General features: G+C 52.0%; 18 protein-coding genes. 10 read left to right on the top strand and 8 right to left on the bottom strand.

All coding sequences use genetic code 11. From position 1 onward, the window contains the following. Positions 1-15 precede the first annotated feature (15 nt). From DWZ76_RS00540 to DWZ76_RS00505, 7 genes are all read right to left on the bottom strand, one after another. The gene (locus DWZ76_RS00540; RefSeq protein WP_118471440.1) at positions 16-636 is read right to left on the bottom strand and encodes a phosphoribosylanthranilate isomerase; all 621 of its coding nucleotides are present in this window, start codon (positions 634-636) and stop codon (positions 16-18) included. Beyond that, entirely contained in the window at positions 623-1,477 is an 855-nt protein-coding gene (gene trpC, locus DWZ76_RS00535; protein ID WP_118471439.1) for an indole-3-glycerol phosphate synthase TrpC, read from the bottom strand. Before trpC ends, DWZ76_RS00540 begins: the two co-directional genes overlap by 14 nt. An 11-nt stretch (positions 1,478-1,488) precedes the next feature. After that, positions 1,489-2,502 (bottom strand): anthranilate phosphoribosyltransferase, encoded by a 1,014-nt coding sequence (gene trpD, locus DWZ76_RS00530; RefSeq protein ID WP_118471437.1) that lies wholly within the window; start codon positions 2,500-2,502, stop codon positions 1,489-1,491. 29 nt (positions 2,503-2,531) lie between these two features. Beyond that, positions 2,532-3,104 carry an aminodeoxychorismate/anthranilate synthase component II gene (locus tag DWZ76_RS00525; protein WP_118471435.1) on the bottom strand — a complete coding sequence of 191 codons (573 nt, stop codon included), beginning with the start codon at positions 3,102-3,104 and terminating at the stop codon, positions 2,532-2,534. Then, on the bottom strand, positions 3,101-4,588 hold the full coding sequence (trpE, locus tag DWZ76_RS00520; protein WP_118471433.1) for an anthranilate synthase component I: 1,488 nt from the start codon (positions 4,586-4,588) through the stop codon (positions 3,101-3,103). Before trpE ends, DWZ76_RS00525 begins: the two co-directional genes overlap by 4 nt. 546 nt (positions 4,589-5,134) lie before the next feature. After that, complete coding sequence (locus tag DWZ76_RS00510) at positions 5,135-6,448, bottom strand: MATE family efflux transporter (protein ID WP_118471431.1); 1,314 nt, start codon at positions 6,446-6,448, stop codon at positions 5,135-5,137. 86 nt (positions 6,449-6,534) lie between these two features. Beyond that, positions 6,535-6,999, bottom strand: coding sequence for a methylglyoxal synthase (locus tag DWZ76_RS00505; RefSeq protein WP_022360055.1), 465 nt, complete (start codon positions 6,997-6,999; stop codon positions 6,535-6,537). Positions 7,000-7,198: 199 nt separating this feature from the next. Here DWZ76_RS00505 and DWZ76_RS00500 point away from each other — a divergent pair, with 199 nt between their 5' ends. Next, a complete protein-coding gene (locus tag DWZ76_RS00500; RefSeq protein ID WP_118471429.1) occupies positions 7,199-8,779 on the top strand; it encodes an ABC transporter ATP-binding protein in 1,581 nt (526 codons plus the stop codon). Positions 8,780-8,794: 15 nt separating this feature from the next. Further along, on the top strand, positions 8,795-12,787 hold the full coding sequence (locus DWZ76_RS00495; protein WP_118471427.1) for a glycosyltransferase: 3,993 nt from the start codon (positions 8,795-8,797) through the stop codon (positions 12,785-12,787). A 170-nt stretch (positions 12,788-12,957) separates the two neighbouring features. Here the strand turns inward: DWZ76_RS00495 and DWZ76_RS00490 are convergent, their stop codons facing one another. Further along, positions 12,958-14,301 carry an MATE family efflux transporter gene (locus DWZ76_RS00490; RefSeq protein WP_118471425.1) on the bottom strand — a complete coding sequence of 448 codons (1,344 nt, stop codon included), beginning with the start codon at positions 14,299-14,301 and terminating at the stop codon, positions 12,958-12,960. Between the two features lie 327 nt (positions 14,302-14,628). Between DWZ76_RS00490 and DWZ76_RS00485 the strand changes: the two genes are divergently transcribed. The 8 genes from DWZ76_RS00485 to DWZ76_RS00450 all read left to right on the top strand — a co-directional run bounded on the left by DWZ76_RS00485 (position 14,629) and on the right by DWZ76_RS00450 (position 25,020). Next, positions 14,629-15,336, top strand: coding sequence for a nucleotidyltransferase family protein (locus DWZ76_RS00485; protein ID WP_107000699.1), 708 nt, complete (start codon positions 14,629-14,631; stop codon positions 15,334-15,336). After that, complete coding sequence (locus tag DWZ76_RS00480; protein WP_118469188.1) at positions 15,330-16,400, top strand: GHMP kinase; 1,071 nt, start codon at positions 15,330-15,332, stop codon at positions 16,398-16,400. The genes DWZ76_RS00485 and DWZ76_RS00480 overlap by 7 nt, the downstream gene beginning before the upstream one ends. Next, the gene (locus DWZ76_RS00475) at positions 16,393-17,010 is read left to right on the top strand and encodes an HAD family hydrolase (protein ID WP_118471424.1); all 618 of its coding nucleotides are present in this window, start codon (positions 16,393-16,395) and stop codon (positions 17,008-17,010) included. Before DWZ76_RS00480 ends, DWZ76_RS00475 begins: the two co-directional genes overlap by 8 nt. Positions 17,011-17,069: 59 nt before the next feature. Continuing rightward, positions 17,070-19,670, top strand: a complete 2,601-nt coding sequence (locus DWZ76_RS00470) for a potassium transporter KefB (RefSeq protein ID WP_118471422.1) — start codon at positions 17,070-17,072, stop codon at positions 19,668-19,670. 34 nt (positions 19,671-19,704) lie between these two features. Beyond that, on the top strand, positions 19,705-20,340 hold the full coding sequence (locus DWZ76_RS00465) for an SIS domain-containing protein (protein WP_118471420.1): 636 nt from the start codon (positions 19,705-19,707) through the stop codon (positions 20,338-20,340). A 78-nt stretch (positions 20,341-20,418) separates the two neighbouring features. After that, positions 20,419-22,608, top strand: a complete 2,190-nt coding sequence (locus tag DWZ76_RS00460; RefSeq protein ID WP_118471418.1) for a hypothetical protein — start codon at positions 20,419-20,421, stop codon at positions 22,606-22,608. A 16-nt stretch (positions 22,609-22,624) separates the two neighbouring features. Next, a complete protein-coding gene (locus tag DWZ76_RS00455) occupies positions 22,625-23,560 on the top strand; it encodes a glycosyltransferase family 2 protein (protein WP_117796293.1) in 936 nt (311 codons plus the stop codon). Further along, a complete protein-coding gene (locus DWZ76_RS00450; protein WP_118471416.1) occupies positions 23,557-25,020 on the top strand; it encodes a hypothetical protein in 1,464 nt (487 codons plus the stop codon). The genes DWZ76_RS00455 and DWZ76_RS00450 overlap by 4 nt, the downstream gene beginning before the upstream one ends. The last annotated feature ends 9 nt before the right edge of the window (positions 25,021-25,029 follow it).

Below are 25,029 nucleotides of genomic sequence, written 5' to 3'. Positions count from 1 at the left end.
GCTCAGATGTATTTGCTAGTCATGAATGGCAGCATATTTGTGGGCGATCTGAACCGCTTTCCAGATTTTTTCCCGATCCTTGACCCCGTCCGTCTCCACTCCGCTGCTCATATCGACACCCCACGGATGCAGCGTGGAAATGGCGGATTCCAGATTGTCCGGTCCCAATCCTCCGGCGAGGATGTAGGGGCGGGTAATGCCTTCTAAGACAGACCAGTCAAAGGTTTTGCCCGTTCCTCCAGCCCCATGATCCAGTAAAATGAGATCGGCAGGACTTTGAAGTGCCGGAAGCAGGCTTTTGCGGTCAGTTACGCGGAATGCCTGAAAAATGGGAACAGAAGTCCCTTCCTTTAACTGCCGGACATACTCCTCCGTTTCATGCCCGTGAAGCTGGATGGCTGCAAGCGTTCCGTCCGCCGCGAGCGGAAGAATCATCTCCATCGGGGCATCGACGAACACACCGACGGGTTTTACCGATGCATCCAGCCGTTCCCGCAGGGTATAGAGTGTGGAAATGGAGATGCAGCGGCGGCTTTTGGGAAAACCCAGGATAAAGCCGCAGAAATCCGGTTTTGCCTCATTGACAAAATCAATGTCGCAGGGGCGCGTCAGGCCGCAGATTTTAATCTTGCTCATGATTCTTTTCCTCAAGTGGTTCTTTTGGCAGCAGGTGTGTCAATTCATTTAATATGGCGCGCTTATCGTTCGCCCGCATCAGGGTTTCACCGATGAGAACGGCGTCAGTGCCATTTTCATACAGCGCCCGGATGTCTTCGGCGGTGCGGATGCCGCTTTCTGATACAAAAAGCGCATCGCGCGGCGCCAGTTCGCGCAGGCGCCGGCTGTTTTCCACATCCACCTCGAAGGTTTTTAAATTCCGGTTGTTGACGCCGATGATCCGCGCCCCAGCATTGACGGCACGCTCGATCTCCCCGGCGGAGTGTGTTTCCGTCAGCACGTCCAGATGTAGTTCATCTGCAAGCTGCATATAATCGTGAAGCTCGGCATCATCCAGAATGGAGCAGATGAGAAGGATCGCTGACGCGCCGTAAGCCTTTGCCTGATATATCATATAAGGACTAATGGTGAAGTCCTTCCGCAGAACCGGAATCGATACCTGTGAGGCAATTTCCTTCAGATATTGATCTGAACCCAGGAACCAGTGCGGCTCCGTCAGGCAGGAGATTGCCGCCGCGCCTGCCGCCTCGTATTCTCTGGCGATATCCAAATACGGGAAATGTTCGGCAATCACGCCCTTGGAAGGCGAAGCTTTCTTGACCTCGCAGATGAAAGAAATACCCGGTCTGGCGAGGGCGCGGCGGAAGGAACCGCCATGGCTGCTAAAATCGCGGGAATCCTGCAAAACTCGTTCCGCCTGCCTGCGGATTTCGGAAAGCGGAACCTGCCGCATTTCCACGGAGATCCGTTCCCTCGTTTTAGCGGAGATCCGATCCAGAATGTTGTTGCTTGCGTTCATGTGTAAAACTCCTATTCTCGTGTGCTCTCTGTGATAAACTGCTGCAGCTTTTTCGCCGCCTCCCCGCTGTCGAGCAGCTTCTCTGCCATCCGCACACCATCCTCGATGGTTTCGGCTTTTCCGACGATGTACAACGCAGCCCCCGCATTCAGGCACACCGCCTGGCGCTTGGCGCCGCGCTCGCGTCCTTCTACGATGGCGCGGGTGATTTCGGCATTTTCTTCCGGGGTACCGCCGACGAGTTCTTCTTTGCTGCAGCGTTCATAGCCGAACTGCTCTGGCGTTAGCGTGTAGGACTGGAACCAGCCGTCGCGGATTTCACAGACGGAGGTCGGGGCGCTCATGGAAATCTCATCGAGCTTATCCTGTCCGTATACAACCATGCCGCGTTTGACGCCTAAGTTTGCCATAACCTGTGCGAGTGGTTCGACAAGGGAATCGTCAAAGACGCCCATCAGTTCCATGTTGGCACCCGCCGGGTTGGAGAGCGGACCTAAGATATTGAATACGGTGCGGATGCCGAGCTCTTTCCGGATCGGCGCGACGTATTTCATGGCAATGTGGTAATTCTGCGCGAACAGGAAACAGATGTTGATCGTTTTAAGCAGTTTGGCGCTCCGCTCCGGCGGCAGGTCAATCTTGACGCCCAGCGCCTCTAAAACATCGGCGGCGCCGGATTTGGAGGAAGCGGCGCGGTTTCCGTGTTTTGCGACCGGGACACCGGCTGCGGCAATCACAAGGGAGGAAGTGGTGGAGATATTAAAGGAATTAGCCCCGTCACCGCCGGTTCCGACGATCTCCAGCACATCCATATCGTGCAGCAGTTTAATGCAGTGTGCCCGCATGCCTGCCGCGGAAGCGGTGATCTCGCTGATCGTCTCGCCTTTTAGGGAGAGTGCGGTTAAGTAAGAGGAAATCTGAATCGGGCTTGCTTTTCCTTCCATAATTTCATTCATGACTTCCTCGGCTTCGGTGTAGGATAAGTCCTCTTTTTTTGAGAGACGGATAATGGCTTCTTTTATCATGGTGAAGACTCCTTTCTGAGGTGTGTAATTTATTGGATGGATGCCAAAAAGTTTTCCAGAATCTTCCGTCCATCCGGCGTTAAAATGGATTCCGGGTGAAACTGCACTCCGTAAACCGGCATCGTCGTATGTTCGAGTGCCATGATTTCCCCATCATCGGAGATGGCAGTCACGCGAAGCTCTGGCGGCAGGTCCTTACGGGAGGCGGACAGGGAGTGGTATCTGGCTGCCGGAAATGGATTCGGCATACCCTGAAAGAGGCGGCTGCCCGCTTCATAGGTGACCGGGGAGGTTTTTCCGTGCATCAGCCGGGAGGCATAAGTAACGACTCCGCCGAATGCGGTACAGATGGACTGCAATCCGATGCAGACGCCGAATATAGGGATTTTTCCGGCAAAATGGCGGATGGCTTCCAGGCAGATACCGGTGTCCTCCGGTTTTCCGGGACCCGGGGAAATGATGATAGCATCCGGCGCCATTTTTTCAATATCCGCAATTGTCAGCTGGTCGTTTCGGATGACAACCGTGTCCGGGCGAATCGTTCCGACAAGCTGGTAGAGGTTGTAGACAAAGCTGTCGTAATTATCAATCAGTAAAATCATAAGAGACCTCCTTCTGCTGTCTGGATGGCGTTTACCACGGCTTTGGCCTTATTGCAGCATTCTATAAATTCTTTTTCCTGGACACTGTCCGCGACGATTCCGGCGCCGGACTGGACGCAGATGCGGCCGTGTTTCTTGTAAGCCAGCCGGATGGCGATGCAGGTGTCCATATTTCCGGTGAAATCCAGATAACCGATGGCGCCTCCGTAGATACCGCGTTTTCTTCCCTCCAGCTCTGCGATGATCTCGCACGCCCGCACCTTCGGCGCACCGGAGAGTGTTCCGGCTGGGAGAATGGAGTCGATGGCATCGACCGCATCGCGATCCGGGTGGATTTCGCCGCGTACTGTGGAACCGATGTGCATGACATGGGAGAATCGCACGACAGAAGCGTAGGTTTCTACCTGGACGGAACCGAGGCGGCTGACGCGTCCTAAGTCATTTCGACCGAGGTCAACCAGCATGTTGTGCTCGGACAGCTCCTTTTCATCGGCGAGAAGCTCCCGTTCCAGCGCCTCGTCCTCTTCTTTATCTTTCCCGCGCGGTCTGGTTCCGGCGAGCGGGAAGGTGTAGAGAGTGCCGTCGGTTAAGCGTGTCAGTGTCTCTGGCGATGCACCGGCGATTTCCACATCATCGCTGGTAAAATAGAACATATACGGGGATGGATTGAGTGTCCGCAGAACCCGGTATGTGTCGAAGAGACTGCCCTCTGCGGCGGCGGTCATCGGATTGGAGAGAACCACCTGGAAAATATCGCCCTCATGGATGTAATGTCTGGCTTTCTCAACCATTGCCCCGTATTCCTCTTTCGAAAAAGCAGGAGCCAGCTCTTCTTTGAGCTTTAATGGCCGGAAAACCGCTTTGGCGCCGCTTTGCAGCAAGGAGACAATCTCGTTTAAGCTCTCTTCTGCCTGCCGATACGATTTTTCTAAGGAATCCGTCCGGACACCGGCGATGAGAATCAATTTCTGTCGGTAATGGTCAAATACGATAACGCGGTCAAACAGCATCAGGTCAACATCGCAGAAATCATCGTTTTTCAGTTTGGAAAAGTCGAGTGTCGGCTCAGCGTAATGGATGTAGTCGTAAGAGAAATAGCCGACCAGACCGCCGGTAAAAGGCGGCATATCCGGCAGCTTCGGGCTTTTGTAGGCAGCCAGGATCTCACGGATAGTCTCGCCCGGATGGGAGACGGCGCGGTTTTCTTCGGCTGCCAGCTCGTCCTCCTCGCCGGTGCGGATTTTTAAGACGCCGTTTTGGCAGGTCAGCTCCATCGCCGGGGAGTAGCCTAAAAAGGAGTAGCGTCCCCATTTCTGGTTTTCCTCGGCGCTTTCAAGCAGATAGCAGTGATGGCTGGCAGCGCGCAGCGTCCGCAGCACCTCCACCGGGGTAAAAGCGTCTGCGTAGAGTTCACGGGAAACAGGGATGCGCCGGTAATCGCCGGATGCAGCGATTTTCCGGACTTCGTCAAGTGTTGGATACATAGCAAATCCTCCTGTTGTTGAAATGTGGGGCTGTTTTCCAGTGATAAATTTCTGAATGTGGAAATTCTGGATAGGACAGCAACCCTGTTTTCTGTCCGGGCGGGAGGTGCAGGGAAATTTGTTTGAATGAAAGATGGATTTCAGAACAACAAAAAACCCGCCCATGACAGATCTTTTAAGAATCTGTCAAGGACGGGTAACTATCAAAAGAATCTGGATCCCCTTCGGATCCATCGTTCGCTTTTAAGCCCGCGGTGCCACCTTGATTCATGGAGTGATTCCATGCGCTTTGCGAGATACCTGCATATCTCCGGCAACTAACGTATGCCCTACGTCGCAGAGTACTAGGCTGAAAATATATCCGGCTTTTGGCTGCGCCCTCAGCGGTCCATTTGGCAACCTGCATCTCGACCCGGTTCTCAGCCTCCCGGACTCTCTGTGCGCGCATATGCTGCTTTGATCTCCGCTTCAACGGTTTTGGTGTGTTCGATTTTTCATCAATATACTACGAATGATATAAAATGTCAAATATTTTTTGGGGCAAAATCAAATTATTTTAAAATTATGTAATTCTTTGGAAGAATGTCCCAGCTTTGCCAGCAGCAAAATAGCGAAGAAAGTGATCATTTCCGATGCCAGGAAAGACAGCCAGACGCCGTTCAGCCCAAACAGGCGCGCCAGTGTGACAGCGCAGGGGATGATAGCGACGGCCCCGCGCAGCAGAGAACCGGCGATGGCTGGTTTTGGCTGCGCGACGGCGGAAAAATAGGCAACCAGCAGGATGTTGATGCCAGCAAAGAGAAAGCCCAGGAAATACAGCCGGAGCCCGCTGTGGGCGTAATGCAGAAGTTCGGCGTTCTGCTCCTGGTTGAAGATCTGGATCAGTGGATCGGTCATGCTCCAGGTCAGCACCAGAATGATCGCTTCCACGATCAGGCAGGCGATGACGCCCCAGGTCAGGAACTGGCGGCTCTGCGTGTGATCGCCTTTTCCGTAGCTTTCGCTGATGAGCGGCTGCGTGCCCTGCGCGAGTCCGTTGAACAGGCACATGGCAACGACGGAGAGATTGGCAGTGACGCCGTAAGCGGCGACACCGACATTTCCGGCGAGTCCCAGAAGCAGGAAATTAAAGACGATCGCGATCACGGCGGAGGATATTTCGCCGACAAAGGCGGATACGCCGAGCTGGCAGCAGGCGATCAGGTGGCGCAGGGATGGAGCGCGAAAACGGAATCCGACCTGATTGTGTTTTCCCAGGTAGTGCGTGCCGCAGATGCTCATCGTCACAAGCGGGCAGAATGCCGTCGCTAACGCCGCGCCGGTCAGTCCCAGACCTGCCGGAAACATGAAGATGTAGTCAAACACGATGTTGAACATACTTCCGGCGATGGAGCCGAGCATCGCGATCGCCGGAGCGCTGTCATTGCGCGCAAACGCCGTGAATGCGTAGTTGGACATAAAAAACGGCGAGGCAGCCAGAATAATGCGGAGATACTGCTTTCCGAGCGCGGTCAGCCCCGCGTCTGCGCCGAGAAGCTGCAAGATTTTATCCGGGATGAAAATGCCTGCCAGCACCAGCGGAATGCTGATGAGAATATCCCAGGTTACGGCGGAGAGAAAATAGAAGCTGGCGCTTTTGCCCTGCGCACGGTCGATGGCATAACGGGTCGCCGATCCGATCCCGATCATTGCTCCAATCGCATAGATCAGTCCGTAAACCGGTAAAATCAGATTTAAGACCGCCAGACCATCTGCACCGGAGTAGACCGAGATAAAATAGGTGTCTGCGAGGATGTAGACGGAAATTCCCAGCATGCCCGCCATGCTTTGGAAAATGTATTTAAAAAATTTCTGCAACATAAAAAATCTCCCTTGTATCTGTTCTCATAAACGGTAACGACCATTGTACCGAAGAATGAGAATAAATACAAGGGAGAATGTGTTTTTTACAGCGTCTTGGCCCGCTCTTTAATATTCTGGTGGAAGTTGATGATGTCATGCTCATACTCCTCATCCATCAGCGGCGAGGTAATCATAAAATCGGCAGTCGCTTTATTGTTGGCGATCGGGATATCGTAAACCTGGGCGATTCGAAGAAGCGCCTTGACATCCGGATCGTGCGGCTGGGCGGTCAGGGGATCAGAGAAGAAGATGATAAAATCAACCTGTCCCTCGACGACTTTTGCACCGATCTGCTGGTCGCCGCCCAGAGGACCGCTGTTATAGCCCTTGACCGGAAGCCCGGTATATTCCGTAATCATGCGGGCGGTTGTGCCGGTTCCGCATAAGAAATGTTTTTTGAGGATCTCTTTGTTCGCCTCACACCAGTCGATGAGTTCACGTTTTTTATTGTCGTGTGCGATGAGTGCAATATTTTTTTGTTTTCGAATTGTCATTGTTAAAAAATCCATAGAATCATCCTCCTTTGCCATGATTTTTGCATAGCATCTGGATATTGTCAAGAAAATACAAAACATTTCACAAAAAAATACGAATGTTTTTCGTGAGTACATAGAAAGAGGTGTGTTTTTCTGCGTACAGGAATTGCAAGAAACATAGAAAACATGCTATACTACGAGAATAGTGGAACAGGAGGAACGAAAAAGATATATGTCTGCTGAAAATACAACAAACACAGGGGCACAAGAGGCGGAGAACGCAGAGAAGTACGCGGTCGAAGTGAAAAATGTGACCAAGATATACAGGCTGTATGATAAACCGATCGATCGGCTGAAAGAATCTCTGAGCGTCAGCCATAAAGAATACCACAAGGATTTCTACGCGTTGAGCGATCTTTCCTTTACGGTTGAAAAAGGTCAGACGGTCGGCATCATCGGTACGAATGGTTCGGGTAAATCGACGATCCTTAAGATCATTACCGGCGTTCTCACGCCGACGACCGGCGAGGTGACGGTGCGCGGCAAAATTTCGGCGCTGCTGGAGCTGGGAGCCGGATTTAACCAGGACTACACCGGTATCGAAAATATCTATATGAACGGTACGATGATGGGATATACCAAAAAAGAGATGGATGCAAAGCTGCCGGAGATTCTCGATTTTGCCGAGATTGGCGATTTCGTCTATCAGCCGGTCAAGACGTACTCGAGCGGTATGTTCGTGCGTCTGGCATTTGCGCTTGCGATCAACGTCGAGCCGGAGATCCTGATCGTTGATGAGGCGCTCTCGGTCGGGGACGTCTTTTTCCAGTCCAAGTGCTACCGCCGCATGGAGGAGATCCGCAAAAACGGCACGACTATCATCATGGTAACCCACGATATGGGAAGTATCATCAAATACTGCGATAAGGTAGTGCTGCTCAATAAGGGCGAATTTATCGCACAGGGTTCGGCGGGCAAGATGGTCGATCTCTACAAAAAGATTCTGGCAGGACAGATGGACGCGCTGCGCGCCGAGCTGGAGGTAATGAACGATTTTTCCGGGGACAAGGTAATAAAAGCGGAGAAATCAGGAGCCGGAAGTGCGGAGAACGGTGCATCTGAAAATGAGGTTGGAAATAACGATGCCGGAAATGTAAACGGCTCCGAGGCAGTGGATGGCACCGCAGAAAATGGAGTTGGTTCAGCATCGGACGGCACCGGAAATCCGACTGCTTTGAACGGAGAAACGGCGAAAAAGCCGGGCTTAATGCGCGACAAGCTGACGATCAACGCAAACCGCGAGGAGTACGGCGACGGCAGGGCGCAGATCTTCGATCTGGGACTGGTGGACGCGCGCGGCAATATCACTAACCTGCTCTTAAAAGGCGAAGAGTTTACCATCCGCGAGCGCATCCGTTTCAATGCACCGATTCAGGCACCGATCTTTACTTATACGATCAAGGATAAGAAAGGAACCGACCTGACCGGCACGAACACCCTGTTTGAGGGAACGGATGTCCATCCGGTCAAGGAGGGCGATATTTACGATGTCGCGTTTACGCAGAAGATGACCCTGCAGGGCGGCGAATACCTGCTGTCCATGAGCTGTACCGGATTTGAGGGCGGCGAGCACGTGGTGTACCACCGTCTCTATGATGTGGCCAATATTACCGTTATTTCCAATAAAAATACGGTCGGTGTCTACGACATGGAGCCGGATGTAGCAGTCAGGTTATCGCCAGCCGGGGAGGCGGCAAAGCAGGCGGAGTCGCTCAGCGCGGATGAGGCGGCACAGGAAGATCTGCAGGCATGATAAAAGGAGATTAAGATGAAAAAAATCAATCAGGAGTTGATTGCTCTGTTTGATAAATACGGCAGTGACCGGCGCCGGGCGCTGCGGGAAAATAAGAAGCTTTCCTATCTGTACGCACTGGCAGATCTGCGGGAAAACCTGTTGGACTGGTGTCAATTTGACCCGGAACAGCAGGCGCTGCAGATCGGGGCGGACGCGGGCGCGCTGACAGGGTTGCTTGCCAGACGTTTATCATCGGTAACGGTGCTGGATGTTTCCGAAGAAAATCTGGAGGTAGTACGCCGTCGTTTCAAGACAGAGCCGGAGCTGGCGGCGAAGATCCGCTATGTCTGTGCGGATGTGGAGACGTATGCGAGGGAAGCGGAAAAGTGCGGCGGGACATATGGATATGTAGTGCTGATCGGGGATTTGACGGCGGCAGATAGGGCTGGACGCGCGGCGCAGATGACAGCCGCAAAACAGCTTCTTTCTGCTCATGGAACCTTGATTGCGGCGGCTTCCAACTGGTTTGGCGTGAAATACATGGCAGGCGCAGAGCGGGAGACGGGCGCACTTTCCTGGAACGAAATGAAGCAGCTGCTTCCGGGCGGGGAATTTTACTATCCGATGCCGGATTACCGGACGGCGGGAGAGATTTTTTCAGATGCCTATCTGCCGAAAAAAGGCGATCTGACCGGTGTGTTACCGGTCTATGACTGTCCGCAGTATATGCTGATGGATATGGGGGCGGCGCTCGATGCAGCCTGCGAGGACGGACGGTTCCCGGAATTTGCGAATGCATTTCTGGTTTTTTGGCAGAGACAGGCTGCGCCGGAAGCTGAGAATGCTTCACAGGACGTTATCTATGTGAAATACAACCGCACCCGCGAAGACTGCTTCCAGATCCGGACAGAGATCCGTGAAAAGAATGGAATCCGCGAGGTCTGGAAGACGGCGCTCTATCCGGAGGGAAAGGCGCACATCCAGTCCTTCGAAGAAAAATATCAGGTGCTTGACCGTCAGAATCCGTCCCTGAAACTGGTAAAACCGGAGCTTCAGGACGAGGGAATGACAGCGGTCTTTCCGTATTTAGAGGGAAAAACGCGGGCGGAACTTTTGGGAGAAATTCTGACTGCCCAGGGCGTGGATGCGGAGGTTTCCGCGATCCGGGCTGCGATGGATGAGATCTACAGCATCCGCCCGGAGGAACGCAAACCATTTGCGGTGACACCGGAATTTATCAAGGTATTTAATGCGCTGGGCGAGCTGGATTCCTATCGGGATAAAGAGACAGAAAATGGCGGCGGATGGGCTTCTTTAGGGGCAGTTCTTGCGGACGAGAGCTACAGCGCCTCCAACATTGACGCCCTTTTTGAAAATATGCTGGTGACGGCGGACGGAACCTATGCGATCGACTATGAGTGGGTCTTCTTATTCCCGGTTCCGGCTGGCTTTGTGAAATACAGGACACTGGTTTATTTCTACCGCCGTTATAAGAGTCTGTTGGGCGGTCAGACCGAGCGGGAATTTATCGGACAGTTCCCGGAGTATGTGAAGGCGGATGAGAAGCTGCTTTCGCTTTACGAGGCGATGGAACGTGGCTTCCAGGAGTACGTGCACGGGGAAAACCAGCGCACCTACCAGGAAGATTACATGGTAAAGACGAAGACATTAGCCGATCTTTCCCATGTGGACGGAGAACTTGCAAGGGCAAACGAACGTCTGGATGCGCTCCGGGCAGAAAATTCGGAAAAAGATACGGCACTCCGCAAAGTGCAGGAGGTACAGCGCCTGACGAATAACCACGTGGCGAATCTGGACGTTATCATTTCTGATCTGCGCCATGAAAATGCAGAGCTTGGCAAGACGCTGACCTACTTAAATGGTCATGAGGCGGTCATTTTCAAGGTGCGCCGCAAGCTCGGACAGGCATTTAACCGGTGCTATCCAAAGGGCACGGTACGCCGCAAGAAGCTCGGCTACTGGAAACGGACGATTCTTCATCCGGGTAAAATGATGAAGATGTACACCACCGAGGAAGGAAAGAACCTTATCAAAGGTGATTTTGAGATCGGTGAGGAGTATCTGACCTACGGAAAAATCCACCTTCCGAAGGAAGAAAATCCGACGGTTTCCATCGTAATTCCGGTATACAACCAGATTCACTATACCTATCTGTGCCTGCAGTCGATTCTGGAGCATACGAAGGATGTGAGCTATGAGGTTATCATCGCAGATGACGTTTCAACCGATGCCACCGAGCATCTGACGGAGTTTGCCGATAACCTGGTGATCTGCCGCAATCAGACCAATCAGGGATTCTTGCGCAACTGCAACCAGGCGGCGAAGGCGGCGCGCGGCAAATATGTGATGTTTTTAAACAACGATACCCAGGTAACAGAAGGCTGGCTCAGCTCCCTGGTAAATCTCATTGAATCTGACTCCACCATCGGTATGGTAGGATCTAAGCTGGTATATCCGGATGGACGTTTACAGGAGGCAGGCGGCATCATCTGGAGCGATGGTTCCGGCTGGAATTACGGCCGCCTCGACGATCCGGACAAGGCAGAATATAACTACGTCAAGGATGTAGACTATATTTCCGGCGCAGCGATCCTTTTATCCACCGCACTCTGGAAGCAGATCGGCGGTTTCGACGAGCGGTTTGCCCCGGCGTACTGCGAAGATTCGGATCTGGCATTTGAGGTGCGGAAAGCGGGCTACCGCGTCGTTTACCAGCCAAAATCCAAGGTCATCCATTTCGAAGGCATTTCCAACGGAACGGATGTCAACGGAACCGGTCTGAAACGGTATCAGGTGGAAAACAGCGAGAAACTCAAAGAAAAATGGAAAGAAGAGTTCAAGAATCAGTGCGTCAACAACGGCAATCCGAATCCATTCCGCGCACGCGAGCGCAGCATGGGCAAAAAGATCATTGTCGTGATCGATCACTATGTGCCGACCTTTGACAAAGACGCCGGTTCCAAGACAACGTTCCAGTACCTGAAAATGTTCCTGAAAAAGGGGTATGTTGTTAAATTTATCGGAGATAATTACCTCCATGAGGAACCGTATACGTCTACGCTGCAGCAGATGGGAATCGAGGTCCTCTACGGACAGGAATACCTGACCGGTATCTGGGACTGGCTGGTGAAAAATGGAAAAGATATCCACGTGGCATATCTGAACCGTCCGCATATCGCGACAAAATATGTGGATTTTATCAAAGAACACACGGATATCAAGATGATTTATTACGGTCACGACCTTCATTTTATGCGTGAGTTCCGCGAGTATGAGCTGACCGGCGATGTGAAGAAGCGTCAGGAATCCGAATATTGGAAATCGATCGAGTTTTCACTCTTCCACAAAGTGGCGGTGTCCTACTATCCGTCCTACGTTGAGGAAGAGGCGATCCACGCCGTTGATGAGACGATTCCGGTCAAGGCGATCACGGCATATGTCTATGAGGAGTTTTTACAGAATCTGAACAAAGACTTCGCCAAACGGGAAGGACTTCTGTTTGTCGGCGGCTTTGCGCATCCGCCGAACGCAGACGCGGTGCTCTGGTTCGCGAAAGAAGTATTCCCGAAGATCCGGGAACAGATCAAGGTCAACTTCTACATCGTCGGTTCCAAAGTGACCGACGAGATCAAAGCGCTGGAACAGCCTGGAAATGGCATCATCGTCAAAGGCTTTGTAAGTGAAGAAGAACTGGCAGACCTGTACCGGAACTGCCGGATTGTAGTGGTACCGCTCCGCTACGGCGCAGGGGTTAAGGGCAAGGTGGTAGAAGCTATCTATAACGGTGCCCCCATCGTCACCACCTCCGTCGGCAGCGAGGGAATCCCGGATGTAGAAAAAGTTCTCCTCGTCAAGGATCAGCCGGACGAATTTGCCGAGACAGTCGTAGAACTCTACAAAGACGAAAAACGCCTGGAAGACCTGGCAGAGAAAACGCAGGTTTATATCCGCGAGCATTTCAGTATTGATGCGGCTTGGGATGTGATTAAGGAAGATTTTGAATAAAAAATAGTAAAAGATAGAAAATTATATATAATAAAGAAAACGATCAGGGGAATGTGCTTCTGATCGTTTTCTTGCGTAAGGGTAATTTAAAGTTATCCAAGGAAGGAAAGAGCCAGCTACGCCGGTATGCTGCAGGCTCTTTCCTGTACTACCGGGTAGAGCACTCTATATTACCGATCGTTCTTCCGCAGCGCCTCTACCCGTCCATATCTCCGATACATTAAAAGCTCAAATATTACCATACAAGCCCATCCAATCGTCGTACCAATCGCCACAGCCTGAATTCCCAGCCGTCCAAACAGCGCATAACTGATCACAACGCGGATTGGAATCTGCACCAGAGTCGCGAACAGGGTGATCATCAGGTGCCCGATTCCACGGTAATATCCCTGAAAAGTATTGGTGATACCACTGATGAAGTAAAAACCAGCCATCGGCACCAGATAGGACATGCCTTGACGCAGCGCCTCCGTTTCATTCGGCTTCAAGAAAATGCCGAGCAGCGGGTGACGGCAGAACAGCACGACCACCGCTGTCAAAATAATATAAATTTCTGCAATCACCAGCATTTTCCGAAGCCCTTTCGGAATCCGGTCATACTCTTTCGCGCCGAGGTTCTGTGCGGAGAACGTCGTGATAGATGCCGCGAGGCTGTCGCCCGGGGCGAGCACGTAGCTGTCGATGATGGAGACGGCATTAAAAGCGGCAACAGCATCGACACCGAGCGCATTGACGCCGGACTGGACGAGCAGGCGGCCGACGTAGAGAATCGTCTGCTGGACGGCGGAAATGGAGCTGAAATCGATCGTTTTTTTGAGCATCGAGGTTTTCAGTTTCAGATCCCGGATGCCGAGCCGTAAGAGTGGCACTTTCGACCAGATATAGACAAAGAGGGCGAGCGCAGAGACTGCCTGCGAGATGATTGTAGCGATTGCCGCACCGGGAACACCAAGGCGGCAGATGCCAACCAGGAATACATCCAGAAATACATTGACAATGGTCGTCAGGATCAGGACATAGAGCGGCGCTCTGGAATCTCCGATCGCGCGCAGGGCGGCGGAGAAAATATTGTAAAAAAAGGTAAAAATAAGACCCAGCGAGATAATCTGCAAATACAAGGACGCCTGTGCTGAGATTTCTTCCGGCGTCTGCGTCAGGCGGATAAACAGGCGGCTTCCCGCCAGTGAGATTCCGGAGAGTACGATGGTTAAAAGCAGTCCGGAGAGTACAGAGGTCGCAAATTCATCCTTCAAATCCTGGTAATCTTTTGCACCAAAGTAGCTTGCCATTAAAATCGATGCGCCGAGTGACAGTCCCACAATCAGAAAAGTCAGGATATTCATGATCGGACCTGCCGCACCGACTGCCGCCAATGCTTCTTTTCCGTAAAATTGTCCGACAACCACCGAATCGACCGTGTGGTAGAGCTGTTGAAATAAATTTCCAAAAACAAGCGGAACCGCGTAGGCAATCAGGTGTCCGGTTATATTTCCTTTTGTCATATCACGTGCCATAAGCATTTCCTCCAAATCCCAATTTATAACCAAGATTGTAGCACGGAACAGAGTGTCTGCCAAATAAAAAAATCTGTCGAATCATGCAAAAAAATCAACAAATTGTTGCAATTTCCGCAAGGAAGCGCTGCGAATCCGATGGGAAAGTGGTAACAGCATAAAACCGCCCTATCTAGTGGAAATCACTAAGGAAATGTGGTAAGATATATAAGTTAAACTGGACTTAATAGCGGTTGACAGATTGACAAAAGTAAAAATTGTATCTTTCAGTATAAAAACAGTAAAAATTGAGTTGGAAACAACAGACAGACAGAAAGGAAGTACAGTATGCAGGCAATCATTCTGGCTGGCGGACTGGGGACGCGGCTTCGCAGTGTGGTAAGCGATCGTCCGAAACCGATGGCGCTGGTTGAAGGTAAGCCGTTTCTGGAGTATGTGCTTCAGGGGCTGAAAAAAAGCGGAATTGATGATATTATTTTTGCCGTCGGTTATAAGGGCGGCATGGTGGAAGAATATTTTGGAGACGGATCGCGGTTTGGCATCCGGGCGCGGTATGCGTATGAGGAAGAGCTGCTCGGCACGGCGGGCGCGATCAAGAATGCCGGGAAATATGTGACGGACGAGCAGTTTTTTGTCCTGAATGGCGATACATTTTATCAGATGGATTTCGGTGATTTGAGCCGGATCCAGCAGGAAAAAAATCTGGAGATGGCGCTGGTTCTGCGCGGTGTGCCGGATATTTCCCGTTATGGGGCGGCGCGCCTGACCGACGGGCTGCTGACCGCTTTTAATGAGAAAAACGGCAATACTGGGGCGGGCACGATCAACGGCGGTGTGTACCTGATGAAGCGGGCGCTGCTGGATGAGATTCCGGAGGGAAAAGTTTCGCTGGAAAATGAGTGCATCCCCAGGTGGATGCAGGAGGGAAGACGTCTCGGCGGCATCGTAAATGATGGCTATTTTATTGATATCGGTGTGCCGGAGGATTATTTCCGGTTTCAGGAGGACGTAAGAAAAGGAGACATTACATGGTAATCAGAGGAAGAGCGCCGCTGCGCGTGAGCTTTGGCGGCGGCGGTACGGATGTAGAACCATTCTGTGTAGAACAGGGCGGTGCCATTATCGGAAGTACTATCAATAAATATGCATATTGTTCGATCATTCCGAGGGATGATGACCAGATCACGGTTCATTCCCTGGATTTTGATATGACAGTCAAGTACAATGCGAAGGAAAATTACGTCTGCGATGGACGGCTGGATCTTGTCACGGCAGCGCTGCGGGCGATGGATATCAAGCAGGGATGCGAGGTTTATTTACAGTGTGATGCTCCGGCTGGTTCGGGACTTGGAACCTCCTCGACCGTCATGGTAAGTCTTCTGACCGCGATGGCGCGCTGGAAAGGAATTACGCTGGATAATTATGCGATGGCGGATCTGGCTTACGGCGTGGAGCGGATCGATCTGGGGATTTCCGGCGGTTATCAGGATCAGTATGCGGCGACCTTCGGCGGCTTTAACTTTATCGAATTTCACGGACGCAACAACGTCGTGGTAAACCCGCTCCGCATCCGCCGCGATATTATCAATGAGCTGCAGTATAACCTGTTGTTATGCTACACGGGCAATATCCATGTATCCGCGAATATTATCAAGGATCAGGTAAGCAACTATAAGAAACCGGATGCATTTCAGGCGATGTGCGAGGTAAAGGCGCTTTCTTATGCGATGAAGGACGAGCTTTTAAAGGGAAATCTCCACAATTTCGGCCGCCTCCTGGATTACGGCTGGGAGAGCAAGAAGCGGATGAGCAGCAAGATCACAAATCCGCAGATTGATATGCTCTATGACGAGGCGAAAAAAGCGGGCGCCCTCGGCGGAAAGCTTTTAGGTGCTGGCGGCGGCGGCTTCCTTCTTGTGTACTGCCCATACAACGTCAAACATCAGGTGGCGCGCCGTCTGGAAGCGGCAGGCGGACAGCTGATGGATTGGAATTTCGAACTGCGCGGCGCTCAGAGCTGGATCTGCGATGAGGACCGCTGGGACTACCGCGATATTCAGGTGCAGATGCCGGATAAGGAGTATACATTCCATGTGTAAAAATAGCTGTAAAGTAGTATTCCTCGACCGTGATGGCACGATGAACGTGGAGGTCAATTATCTTCACCGAAAAGAAGATTTGAAGCTGATTGACGGTACCGCAGAGGCGGTCCGTCTCCTGAACGAGGCCGGATATAAGGTGATCGTCATTACCAACCAGGCGGGCGTGGCGAGAGGTTACTATACCGAGGCGGATGTAAAAATCCTTCATGATTATATGAATGAGGTGCTGGAGCGTGACGGAGCACACGTAGATGCGTTCTACTATTGCCCGCACCACCCGGAGCATGGGATTGGACTTTATAAGAAAAAATGCCATTGCCGCAAGCCGGAGACGGGAATGTTTGAGATGGCAGAGCGGGATCTGACGGATGGCATTGATAAGATGCATTCCTATATGATCGGGGACAAGCGCATCGACGCGCAGGCAGGAAAAAACTTTGGCGTGACAGGAGTTCTTGTCGGAACCGGCTATGGGGCAAAAGAACACGCGGAAGATATGGCGGCTGGACTTATAAAAGAGGACGGAAGCTGCCCGGCGGGCGGTTATGACGCGTATGCAGATACGCTGCTGGATGCGGTGCGCGGGATTTTAGGCGGGCGTATATAGAATGCGGCTCACAAAAAGATTCCGGGAGTACATAAGCTAGAAAGAGAGGAACCATCGACATGCAGAATCAGAGACAAAACGGACGACCAAACGCAGCCGTGCGCATGGCTGGTTTTTTTCTGGTGCTGTTCTGTGTGGCGGCGGTTCTGATTCCGGCGAAAACACTGTTTACGGGAAATGGTTTTTTTGCAGATTACATTCATTTCACGGAATCGAAGAGGATGTATGCGGAGATTGCGATTCTGGCAGTCTTGATCTTTGGGGGGCTGGCGCTTTTGAAGCGCGGACGCAGCCGGATGTACTGGCTGACGGCGGTTGTGCTGGTGTTTTCCTGGATTCATGTGGTATTTCTGCCGATGGTGGTGTCGGCGGTGTATCTGATTAGCCTGTTGGCGATCGGGCGGTTTTTGAGAAAACGGGTGTTTTTCAGGGGAACGGTCTGGGAGCGGCCTTATTTTTCTTTTTATATGGACTTCCTTTTTGGCGCCTCCTTTGCAATCGTTGTGTATTGCCTCCTTTCTGCCCTTGGCGTTGGAAAAATCGCCTGGATGCGCCTGAGCGTCTATGCTCTGGGTGTGGTGGCGCTGGGCTTTGATTTTTCCTCGATTTCCTGCCAGTGCATCAGGGGATGGCAGACGCTTTCCTGGATGCTGGATGGCAGGGACAAGGTGTCGGTTCATGTGATTGAGGCAGGGAAACAGGCGTTACTGTTCACAGGTAGGCACTTTTGGAACCGAAAGTGCCGTAAGAAAACGTGGTGGCAGCAGGAATTTGCCGTATTTAAATGCGAAGCCACGGCAAATTCCGTTACTGGGCACGTATGCGTGAACAGTAACAAACCGGCTGGCAGCAGGGCATCGCGGGAAATACCGCGCCGGGTGCGCCGGGCATGGACGCTGGCGGCTGGCTGGTGTGTCCTGATGTTCCTGATTCAGGTGGGACGCCTGAATATCGCACTCGATTTTGATACACTTTGGTATGGCGTTCGCTCTCAGTATATCGTGGCAGGCGGAACCGGGCTGTATGAGAATCCAGGGCTGGTCGGCATGGTCTATGTGTATTCGAAGGGCTTTGAGGTGCTGACACTTCCGCTCTGCGATCTGGCAAGCCACAGCTACCTGACGTTCTTTAACCTCTGGCTGGCAGTCCTGGGAATCGGGGCGATGGTCTGGAATGCGGTGCTGTTGACGGGCGATCGAAAACATGGGAAAGAGAGCCGGGAAGCCGGAACAGAGAAGAAACTAACGCATCGAAGCGTCTTGCCGGGAATTATGGCAGCTGTTTTGACGGTTTCGGTGCCGGGCATCATGAATATGGCGCTCACAGCCAAGGCGGATTTGATTACGTGGCTGCTGCAGCTTATTATGCTGGGATGTTTCTTTCAGTATATTCATGTGTATGAAAATCATTGGATATTCCTCTCCGGAGCAGCCGGTTCCTATTTCCTGTCCCTCACGATGAAGCCGACCTCCCTGGTCTTTTCCACTGCCGTATTTGGCATGATGGGGCTGTACCTTCTGTGGTTCTGGTTTCATGAGCGCGTGGCGGCGGCTGACCTGTTTCACCATATGGTCCGCCTGATTGGCTCCTTATGCCTGCCGTTTGGGGCATTGGCCGGTATCTGGGCGCGGACGATGAAGATCACGGGAATGCCGGTCACTTCGGTGTTTACTTCGATTTTTGCATGGTTTGGTTTTAAAATGAAATACCCATTTGCTACCTCGGAGCTGCCGCAGAATTATCAGGAGGAATCAACGCTTCATGTGCTGGCGCGGCGCATCTGGCAGATGCTGATGCAGCCGCAGGGTGAAGATATGGGGCATGTAATTCTGGCGTGGGGAACCTCGCTGATGGCGGTGCTGATTGTGATGCTGGTGCTTTATGGGATTTTGTCCAAAAGGGGAGAGGAGCAGTCCCATATCTGGAACGCGGCATTGGTAATTTTTTTTCCGTTTGTGATCGTCAGCCTGATCAGCCTGTCGATGCTTTACCAGATCGACGGAAATTATTTCATGCTTCTGTATTCTATGCTGATTCTGGGGGCATGCCGGGCGATGGTGTATTTTAAGAAAATCGGCTTTTATCCGCTCGCGTCGAAGTGCCTGACGCCGTTGCTGGTATTAAATCTGATTGTCACGGCGATCAGCAGCTGGGCGTGGACGGCTGGATTTTCGGAGATTCATCTTCTGAATAAAGGGCGTGTCAATCACCGGGCGCAGGAACAGGCGCGGATGGAGGAAAAGGGAAACACGCTGATCTGGCAGGAAGTATCGCAGGATCCGGAAAACCGGGTGATCGCATTTGGAACGCATCCGTACTGTTTGCAGTTTCCGTGCAATGTGGAGTCGTATAAGGATATTACATCGCCGTGGGGCAACGTCGAACTCGTCAACTCGCCGGAGGCGTTTGAAACCTATATGGCGTATGCGAAGACAGATTATGTCTACGCGGAAGCAGGCTATCTGGGACCGGGAAGCTGGGAGTGGAGTCTGGATCTTCTGCGGGAGCTGATCCGCAGAGGCAGCCTGACCGATCTGTTTTTTGAAAATGGAAATATGCTTGCGCGGGTATCCGACACAGCGGTGCCGGAGGAAGAAGCGCAGAACAATCTGGAAATGTTTGAGCAGGAGTATTTATTTTATGATGCAGAAGCTCAATAGACATCGAAAAAACTGACAGGAGGAAATAGAAATCATGAAGGAATACGAGTACCTAGACGAGCTGATCAGCCGCTATCCGGTTCTTGCACCGGTGAAAGCGGATATTCGCACTGCGTATGAGACGATGAAAGAGTGCTATGAGCGCGGCGGAAAACTTCTGATTGCCGGAAATGGCGGAAGCTGTGCGGATTCGGAGCACATCGTGGGCGAGCTGATGAAGGGGTTTGTGAAGAAACGCCTGGTTTCGGCGGAGATAGAGGCGGCGCTTAAAACGGTAGACCCGCAGATGGGAGCGGAACTTTCTGAAAAGCTGCAGCAGGGACTTCCGGCGATCGCGCTGACTGGGCATGCAGGACTGACCACCGCATTTATGAATGATGTGGATGGCAGCATGACTTATGCGGAACAGGTGCTTGGATATGGAAAAGAGAGGGATGTGTTCCTCGGAATCTCAACCTCGGGCAATTCAAAAAATGTCCTGTATGCAGCCGTGACGGCAAAGGCAAAGGGGCTTAAGGTTATCGGGCTTCTGGGACGCGACGGCGGGCGGATCCGTGGGTACAGCGACACTGCGATTGTCGTGCCGGAGCAGGAGACATTTAAGATTCAGGAGCTGCATCTTCCGGTGTACCATGCACTGTGCCTGATGCTGGAAGAATATTTCTTTTAAGATATATTTTGTTTCATGGAAAGGAAGTAATGATTCAGCAGGTTCATGAAGAAAACTGGATGATTACAAGGGAAAAGTATGTTATTTGGAAACAGGCCGGCAGACAAAACGGCAAAATGGAGAGTCAGTACCCGCAGTTTTGCAGTGCTGCTTGCCTATACGCTTTTTATCTGGTGGCTGGAAGTGCTGGATCTTCTGGCATGGCTTTTACATGTACCACAGGGAACGATTTTGTCGCGGGCGGCAGCGCTCGTTTTATGCGGTGCAGTCATGGCGGCAATCGGAAGATTTGAACGGGACCATGCGGGAGTGAGTCCGTTTTTTATAGCGGGAAGTTTGTTCATCCTGGCATTTTTTTCGGTCAAGGGATTTGCCCCGGATCAGAGCTATGATACGCAGAACTATCACCTGCTGTCGCAGATTCCCGGATTTGTGGACAACCTTCATTATCATGTGATACCGGGACGGTTCCAGATGTTCGGTTTCCGGCTGGGCGACCGGATGTTTTATCCATTCCGGGCGCTTCTGGGGCTTCGGATGGGGACATTGTTAAATGCGCTGGCGATGCTTGTGATTTATCGGCAGGTAACGGTGTTCCTGAGCATGGAGGCAGGCCGGCTGGAAAGAACATGCAGCTGGTTGAAGCATCTTGCGCCGGTACTTGCATTTCTGATTGTCAGCCGTCTGGAGCTGATTCAGGAGAGTGGCAGCTACATGGTCGAGCTTCTGGCACTGCCGTTTCTGCTGGAAATGGTATTTCTGCTTCTGCGCGGTCTGGATGAGGCGAAGTGGGAGCGCGAGGCGGTTTTATTCTGCCTGTTTGGCGGAATCCTGTTCTGCCTCAAGATGACGAATATCGTGTATCTGGTACCGCTGGTGCTTCTGTATCTGTGGAAAATCCGGAAGTATCTGACGCCGAAGCTGTTTCTGGGATGCCTGGTGACGGGGATGATTCCCGTCAGTGTGTACCTGATTTACAATGGGATAGCGATGAAAAATCCGGTTTATCCTTATTACAACAGCCTGTTTCATTCGCCATATTTTGGGGAAATGGACTTTAAGGATCCGAGATGGGGACCCAGCAACATAAAAGAGTTCCTTTTGTGGGCATATTCGATGATCCGGCATCCAGATTACCGCCTGAGTGAGCTCCCGGCGAAATACAACCTGGATCTGGCGCTGATGTATCTGGGAGCGGCGGGAGCCGGGCTCTGCTGGATTTGGAAGCGGGTCAGCAGCAGGACGGGAACCCTATTTCTGCTGTATGCCGCATCCTTTATTCTCTGGGCGGCAACGACGGGACACAGCCGCTATTTTATGGGCGGAATCTTATTTGCCGGAATGCTTTGCGGGTGCCTGGTGCTGCAGGGAATGGCTTCCATTTCTCCCAGGCTGACAGGCGGCGTTGTATTTGCGATTATGTTTATAGTTGTTTACGCCGGGCGCGCTTACGATGCTTATACCTGTGTCTGGAACGGCGGGGAATGGGCGATGCGGGCGGTGAGCCGTGAGAGTATCCGCAGCAACCTGCCTTACGTATTTCATGATCATCAGCTGTTTACACCGGAAGAACGTTCCAAGATTGACCGCATTTTCCTGACCTGGTCGGATGTGGGAAGTTATGCGCGGCTTGCGGGCGAAGATGTGCCGGTCTGGAACCGGTATTCGATCGTCAATGAGCTTTCGGAGCAGAAAGACGCCTATATCGATGAAATCGAGGCGGCGATGGAGGCAGGCGAGGGCGTCTATGACATGATCCCGCAGGGACTTGAGACGTTGGAAAGCTATCTGGAATGGATGAATGAGGCGGGATGGTACGTGCATGATATGGAGTATCAGGAAACAATCCTGCAGGGCAGCCAGTCCTTTACGCTGGCAGGGCTTGAGATGGCGCATGGACGCGAAAACTGCTGGTACCGCACACAGGAGATTTTCATGGATGCACAGGAATCGGAAAAAGAAGTACCAGAATGGCGCTGGGAGAATACCAGCGGGGACGATCATCCGACTATTCGGGCGGTTCTGTGTGATCCGGACTACTGGGTGCTGAAGCAGCCATTTGAAGTGGAAATCATCGCCTCGGATGGGACAAACAGCCGGACGGCTGCTGTGATCCAGGCGGGACAGAAGGAATATGAACCGATGGAAGTACAGCTTGATCTGACAGGGCTTCAGAGAGAGATAAAATTGGAATTGGTAAGTACAGCTGAGACAAAACGGGCTGTTGTGATCAATCCGGAATGGTCCGCCAAAACGGTGGAAGAGTGAAAACGGGAGGAGAAAAATGGACAAGATAGCGGTATTAATTCCGTGTTATAATGAAGGCCAGACGATTGCCAAGGTGGTCAAGGACTACCGCGAGGCATTGCCGGAGGCAACGATCTATGTATATGACAATAATTCATCGGATCACACGGATGAGATTGCCAGGGAGGCAGGCGCGGTTGTGCGCTATGAATACCAGCAGGGCAAGGGAAATGTCATCCGCAGCATGTTCCGCGACATTGACGCGGAGTGCTATGTCATGACGGACGGCGATGACACCTACCCGGCGGAGGACGCGAGAAAGCTGGCAGACCAGATTTTACAGGGAAAAGCGGATATGGTCATCGGCGACCGCCTTTCTTCGACGTATTTTACCGAAAATAAGCGTCCGTTCCACAATACGGGAAATCGTCTGGTGCGTGGGCTTATCAACCTGATTTTCAAGAGCAATATCAAGGATATCATGACAGGCGCGCGCGCATTTAACTATGAATTTGTCAAGAGCTTCCCGATTCTTTCAACCGGATTTGAGATTGAGACGGAGATGAGCATTCATGCGCTGGACAAGAACTTTAAGCTGGTGGAGATCCCGGTTGGATACCGTGACCGCCCGGAGGGAAGTGTGTCAAAGTTAAATACGTTTTCGGATGGATTTAAGGTGCTCCGCACGATCGCGAGACTCTTCCGGGATTACAAGCCATTTGCGTTCTTTGGATGGCTGGGACTCATTTGTTTTGCGATTGCAACGGCATTTTTCGCGCCGGTGCTCAGCGGCTATCTGGCAACCGGCATGGTGCCGAAGTTCCCGACCCTGATCGCGTGTTCCGGGCTTTATGTGATTTCGTTCCTGCTGTGGATCAGCGGTGTGATTCTGGAGGTTATCACGAAGAAACACCGTCAGTTATTTGAACTTTACTTGAACCAGCTGAGCATTTTAAAGAGGAGAGACGGATGAAACGCCGTGTATTTTTAGGGCTTCCGGTTATTTTGGGGATTTTATTTTATATCTGGTATATATTTCATGCCTCAGACAATGTGGCGTATTCGGATTATATCCGGCTGATCAATTCATATCTGCCGGATGTGACAAATCCGGCGAAATTCTTTGTACCGGATATCCTGACGCGCGTTCCGATCACGTATCTGGGGCGCATCATCAATGTGAAACTATTTGGCTATAATGCGTATTTTGACATGATTCTGGGTGTTTTGAGCCTGGGTGCGGGCGCGGCGGTGCTGGCGCTCTACGCAGAGCGGAACCGCTCGGTCGGCTATCTTTCCTTCCTGTTGATTCAGTTTGTATATTTCAGCCTGAATAAATGGGAAATGATGACGAACGGGACCGGCTGGGTCTGCACTCTGTCGATCTCCGGATTTTTATTCCATTTTGCAGTCCTCGACCATGCAGCGGCGACCCGGTGCCGGAATATGTCTGACCGGGTGCTTCTGGCAATTCTGCCGATCCTGCTGGTCGTGCTGGTGGCAGGACCGTACAGCGGCGGCTATGCGGTGATTCTGGTGCTGGCATACGGCGCACTGTGGCTGGCGGATCGGCGCGGGGGTGCTGAAACAAGCAGCCGCTCCTGGAGCCGAAAGTGCCGGAGAACCTGGTGCATCGGGGCATTGACAACGGTTCTTGCGATGGTATTATATCTTTGGAGCAATTCACAGGCAGTTTACGTACACCGTGGAGCAGTGACGGATGTTTCAATCGCTCAGGAATTTGCCGCCCAGCCGCTCTTTTTCCTGCGGTTTCTGCTGAAAGCGGTGGCATCGTCGGTGATCGGCGTGGCGCAGATTCAGGAGCTGGAGGCAGGAAGCCCCTGGTTTGTCCGGCTGCATCTGGTGTATCTGCTGGGGCTGGCAGTGTTTGTTTCGTATCTGCTGGCACTGTATCTGAATGTGCGGTTTCAGCTTTATAAAAAGACTATTTTTCCGCTTCTGCTGGTTCTCAGCGGCGGCTGTAACCATCTGCTGGTGCTGGCGGCGCGGTGGATTTTCCTGAAGGACGAGTACGGGATGTCCTCGCGGTACGAGATACAGTATCAGATGGGAATTGTAGGAATTCTGCTTACGTTTGCACTCGTCTGGAGTATGTGCCGGGAAAAGGCGCAGGAAACAGAGGCAGATAAGGCGAAAACACGCGTGCCGGAGAAACGGGCAGCCCGCACACTTTTAAAGGTCTGTATGCTGGCATTTACCGTGCTGACGGTCTTTGGAAATGCATGGACAACCCGGGCAGAAATCCGGACAGCGCCGTACCGGAAAGCATATTTACAGGTATCAAGGGAGCTGGGACGGAATTACCGGACGGCGAGCGATGAGGATCTGGAAACCTACCTGCATAACGACCCGGATGCAGTGCGGGATGCGATGAGAATTTTGGAAGAAAACCATTTGAACATATTTCGATAAAAACGATGG

Origin of the sequence: Clostridium sp. AF35-15 (assembly GCF_003477745.1) — a bacterium.
Lineage (GTDB): Bacteria > Bacillota > Clostridia > Lachnospirales > Lachnospiraceae > Otoolea > Otoolea fessa.
The sequence above is the reverse complement of the archived record's forward strand: the minus strand, read 5'-3'. Positions and strand labels throughout refer to the sequence as shown.

Bases quoted from the DNA above. Each gene is read 5' to 3' on its own strand.
- DWZ76_RS00475 (WP_118471424.1), top strand. From the start codon at position 16,393: ATGTGTAAAAATAGCTGTAAAGTAGTATTCCTCGACCGTGATGGCACG.
- DWZ76_RS00465 (WP_118471420.1), top strand. From the start codon at position 19,705: ATGAAGGAATACGAGTACCTAGACGAGCTGATCAGCCGCTATCCGGTT.
- DWZ76_RS00490 (WP_118471425.1), bottom strand. From the start codon at position 14,301: ATGGCACGTGATATGACAAAAGGAAATATAACCGGACACCTGATTGCC.
- DWZ76_RS00455 (WP_117796293.1), top strand. From the start codon at position 22,625: ATGGACAAGATAGCGGTATTAATTCCGTGTTATAATGAAGGCCAGACG.
- trpC (WP_118471439.1), bottom strand. From the start codon at position 1,477: ATGAACGCAAGCAACAACATTCTGGATCGGATCTCCGCTAAAACGAGG.
- trpD (WP_118471437.1), bottom strand. From the start codon at position 2,502: ATGATAAAAGAAGCCATTATCCGTCTCTCAAAAAAAGAGGACTTATCC.
- DWZ76_RS00480 (WP_118469188.1), top strand. From the start codon at position 15,330: ATGGTAATCAGAGGAAGAGCGCCGCTGCGCGTGAGCTTTGGCGGCGGC.
- DWZ76_RS00500 (WP_118471429.1), top strand. From the start codon at position 7,199: ATGTCTGCTGAAAATACAACAAACACAGGGGCACAAGAGGCGGAGAAC.
- DWZ76_RS00470 (WP_118471422.1), top strand. From the start codon at position 17,070: ATGCAGAATCAGAGACAAAACGGACGACCAAACGCAGCCGTGCGCATG.
- trpE (WP_118471433.1), bottom strand. From the start codon at position 4,588: ATGTATCCAACACTTGACGAAGTCCGGAAAATCGCTGCATCCGGCGAT.
- DWZ76_RS00460 (WP_118471418.1), top strand. From the start codon at position 20,419: ATGTTATTTGGAAACAGGCCGGCAGACAAAACGGCAAAATGGAGAGTC.
- DWZ76_RS00525 (WP_118471435.1), bottom strand. From the start codon at position 3,104: ATGATTTTACTGATTGATAATTACGACAGCTTTGTCTACAACCTCTAC.
- DWZ76_RS00510 (WP_118471431.1), bottom strand. From the start codon at position 6,448: ATGTTGCAGAAATTTTTTAAATACATTTTCCAAAGCATGGCGGGCATG.
- DWZ76_RS00505 (WP_022360055.1), bottom strand. From the start codon at position 6,999: ATGGATTTTTTAACAATGACAATTCGAAAACAAAAAAATATTGCACTC.
- DWZ76_RS00450 (WP_118471416.1), top strand. From the start codon at position 23,557: ATGAAACGCCGTGTATTTTTAGGGCTTCCGGTTATTTTGGGGATTTTA.
- DWZ76_RS00485 (WP_107000699.1), top strand. From the start codon at position 14,629: ATGCAGGCAATCATTCTGGCTGGCGGACTGGGGACGCGGCTTCGCAGT.
- DWZ76_RS00495 (WP_118471427.1), top strand. From the start codon at position 8,795: ATGAAAAAAATCAATCAGGAGTTGATTGCTCTGTTTGATAAATACGGC.
- DWZ76_RS00540 (WP_118471440.1), bottom strand. From the start codon at position 636: ATGAGCAAGATTAAAATCTGCGGCCTGACGCGCCCCTGCGACATTGAT.